This is a genomic window from Kocuria sp. ZOR0020 (assembly GCF_000800955.1).
Lineage (GTDB): Bacteria > Actinomycetota > Actinomycetes > Actinomycetales > Micrococcaceae > Kocuria > Kocuria subflava.
Genome location: NZ_JROX01000123.1, coordinates 1 through 2,966, shown reverse-complemented (window position 1 = coordinate 2,966; position 2,966 = coordinate 1). Strand labels below are relative to the sequence as shown.

The window sequence follows — 2,966 nt, the reverse complement described above, 5'->3', positions numbered from 1 at the left end:
TGGGTGGCGGCGTTGGTATCGCCCCATTGGTGCCTCTGGCCAGGGAGTTCGCAGCGCGCGGGGTGGCCACCGACGTCGTGTACCGGGCGCCCTCTGAAGAACGCGCACCCCTGGTGGGCGAGTTGGTCGAACTCCACCGAGCAGGTGCGATCCGGCTACACCTGCTGACCGGCCCACGCACCTACCAGCCCCTGCACGCCGGGCGTTTGCGCAGTTTGTTGGGGGACATCAGCCAAGCCGAGATCTACCTGTGCGGACCGGTGGGCCTGACCAACGAGGTCCGGGTGGCAGCCCGTGCTCTGGGCACGGCTCCGGACCGCATTCACACCGAACTCTTTGAGATGTGAGGACACGCATCATGACCACTTCACGAGTTCACACCGTGGGTCGAATGGCAGCCGTTGGCGCTGCTGCCGCCGTGGGGGTGCTCTCCACCGTGGCGTTGAACCCGCAAGCCCAGGCGCTGGTGCTGGGGGAGACCGCTCTGGTCCAGTCCCAGCCCGCGACCACCACAGGCGGTGTCACGGGGAGCAACGAGGCCGCAGGCACAACGTCATCCACGGGGTCGGTGGATGCGAGCGGGACGGCGGGGGCGTCGTCGTCGACAACGTACACGGGCAGCACGGTGCAGACCCGCTACGGGCCGGTGCAGGCCACCGTGGACTGTTCCGGCACCATCACGGATGTGACGTGGCTGCAGTGCCCCACGGGCGAGGGCAAGTCCGTGCAGATCAATCAGCGGGCCATGCCGGTGCTCACGGATGAGGCGCTGAAGGCGCAGTCGGCCAAGGTGTCCACGGTGGCGGGGGCCTCCTACAGCTCGCGGGGTTTTGCGCAGTCGCTGCAATCGGCGCTTGACCAGGCGGGGGTCTGAGATGACCGCCCAATCGGCCGCGCCCACCTGCCCCAGCCTGCGCCACCTGGAGGAGGTGTGGGGCACGGTGGTGACCATTGACATCCGGGGAGTTGACGGGCCGCTGCCGCCCGAATCGCAGGTGCACACCGTTTTGTCCCAGGCCAGCGCGTTCATGGACGGCGTGGATCGGGTGTTCTCCCCATTTCGTGCGGATTCCCTGGTCAGCGCCTACCGTCGCGGGGACCTGCCGGCCGTTCCCGTCAGCGGCTTCGGCCCGTTTTCCGACGACGACGTCGCGTGGTTCCGTCACGTCCTCAACGCCTGCGAACGAGGCCGAGAACTGACCGAAGGCGCCTTTGACCCGTGGGCGGTTGAGGGTGGATTCGACCCGTCGGGATTCGTGAAGGGGTGGGCCGCTGAGGCGGTGGCGGACCTGCTGGTGGAACGCGGGTTGGGGAACGTGTGCGTCAACGCCGCTGGTGATCTGACGGTCCGGGGCATGGCGGATGTGAACGTGCCGTGGGTGGTGGGTGTGCCGCATCCGGAGGACCGGTACTCCATGGTGCATTCGTTCCCGTTGGGCGGAGGGTCGGCGGCGACTTCGGGATTTTCAGAGAAAGGTGAGCACATTGTGCTGCCCGGTGGACGCTGGCCAGGATTTGGTGCGCGGCAGGCCACAGTCTCCGGGCCGAATGCCGGGTGGTGTGAAATTCTCTCCACCGGTTTGATGGTTGCCGGTCGCTACGGACTGGACTGGTTTGCCCAGCTCCCGGGGTATCAGGCGTTTTGCGTTGACACCCGGGAAGACAAGGTGTTTCGGGTGGAATGAGGGCTGCCGTCAGTGGTTGGCGTCAGCGCCCACCGTCAGTTCTGCGGCGTGGCGGTCTGCGGCGGCGCATCCTGAAATGGCTTGCATTCCGTGTGGGGGTGGTGGCTCAGATCAACCACCAGTGCCCGGTTTCCCACGGTGACGCTCAACAATCGGTGGACAACAGTCCACTCAACCACCGCCAGAGGCTCGATGGCTGCGACGTCGCGCATTCCGGTCAGCAGATCTGCATCGTGATTCCAGAGGCGGAATTCCATGCCTTCTGACTCGAAAGTGACGGTGTTGCCCTCCACCTCGGTGATGGTGGCTGGTTTCCAGGAAGGGTGCCCGGAGACCACCCGCATCTGAATCGGGTGGACCCTGTGTCCCCGTGAGTACAAGCTGCATGGTCCGGCCATGGAGACTGCTCCGATGCTGGGAATGTAGGTGGGATTGGCCGAAACATCGGCAGAGTAAGAGGTGGTTTCCACGGATACTTCTGTGGTCGCTACTTCCGCGCGAACTTGTGAACGGCGGCTGATCTTCTTGATCGTGGGAACCGGTTAGCAGCTGGTTTCTCTTGCCAAACTGCTTTCTGGGGGCAGGATGAAGTCATGAATGATCACACCTGGTCAGCAGGAGAGTCGTCCTGGGAACATCGCGTCACCCAGTTCTGGGAGACCGTGGACCTGTCCGATCGCCAAGGTGCGGTGGCAGGTATGGCAGCGTTAGTGGCGGAACGGCCGAATGAAGATCCTGACGCACACTTTGAGATGGGGTGCGTCTACGACTCCACTGGATTCGAGGCGGAAGCAGCTCGGGAGTACCAGACTGCACGAGGTCTTGGGCTCAGTGGGGCACGTCTGGAGCGGCTGAACATCCAACAGGCATCCACGCTGAGGAACCTGGGGCGAGTGGATGAAGCAATCGCCATGTTGGAGGCAGCCGAGCCTCACCCCGCCATTGGAGACGCACGTGCCGTGTTCCTGGGCTTGGCCCTTCACGACGCCGGACGGCACGGAGAGGCCTTGCGGGTGGTTCTGGAAGCTCTGATTCCAGATCTTCCGAGATACCAGCGGTCGGTTACCGCTTATGCGCGGGCGTTGACCGATGAGCAGTGACTCTCATCCTTTGATGGCTGGGCCGCGTGGTCGGCGGTTCCTGCTGGAGGTGGCACTGGGTCATGCCTGACTGGTCCCAGGTGGCAGATCATTACAGCGGGGTTCACCTGAGTATGACCGGTTATTTGTCCTCGGTGAATCGCCCCGGGTTTGTTAGAGGCTCGCAAGTGCCGCGTCGGCG

4 protein-coding genes and 1 pseudogene are annotated in these 2,966 nt (G+C 64.2%); 4 read left to right on the top strand and 1 reads right to left on the bottom strand.

From position 1 onward, the window contains the following. The 3 genes and pseudogenes from L979_RS16290 to L979_RS07955 all read left to right on the top strand — a co-directional run. Window positions 1–347, top strand: a pseudogene (locus L979_RS16290) (hypothetical protein); the annotation flags it as partial. Window positions 348–358: 11 nt separating this feature from the next. Beyond that, window positions 359–874: an FMN-binding protein gene (locus tag L979_RS07960; protein ID WP_197052105.1), complete on the top strand. Its 516-nt coding sequence runs from the start codon at window positions 359–361 to the stop codon at window positions 872–874. Window position 875: 1 nt separating this feature from the next. Further along, entirely contained in the window at window positions 876–1,685 is an 810-nt protein-coding gene (locus L979_RS07955) for an FAD:protein FMN transferase (RefSeq protein WP_052209673.1), read from the top strand. Between the two features lie 35 nt (window positions 1,686–1,720). Here L979_RS07955 and L979_RS07950 read toward each other — a convergent pair whose 3' ends face one another. After that, a complete protein-coding gene (locus tag L979_RS07950; protein ID WP_047691314.1) occupies window positions 1,721–2,155 on the bottom strand; it encodes a hypothetical protein in 435 nt (144 codons plus the stop codon). Window positions 2,156–2,278: 123 nt separating this feature from the next. Between L979_RS07950 and L979_RS07945 the strand changes: the two genes are divergently transcribed. Next, on the top strand, window positions 2,279–2,785 hold the full coding sequence (locus L979_RS07945; protein WP_047691312.1) for a tetratricopeptide repeat protein: 507 nt from the start codon (window positions 2,279–2,281) through the stop codon (window positions 2,783–2,785). The last annotated feature ends 181 nt before the right edge of the window (window positions 2,786–2,966 follow it).

Bases quoted from the DNA above. Each gene is read 5' to 3' on its own strand.
- L979_RS07960 (WP_197052105.1), top strand. From the start codon at position 359: ATGACCACTTCACGAGTTCACACCGTGGGTCGAATGGCAGCCGTTGGC.
- L979_RS07955 (WP_052209673.1), top strand. From the start codon at position 876: ATGACCGCCCAATCGGCCGCGCCCACCTGCCCCAGCCTGCGCCACCTG.
- L979_RS07945 (WP_047691312.1), top strand. From the start codon at position 2,279: ATGAATGATCACACCTGGTCAGCAGGAGAGTCGTCCTGGGAACATCGC.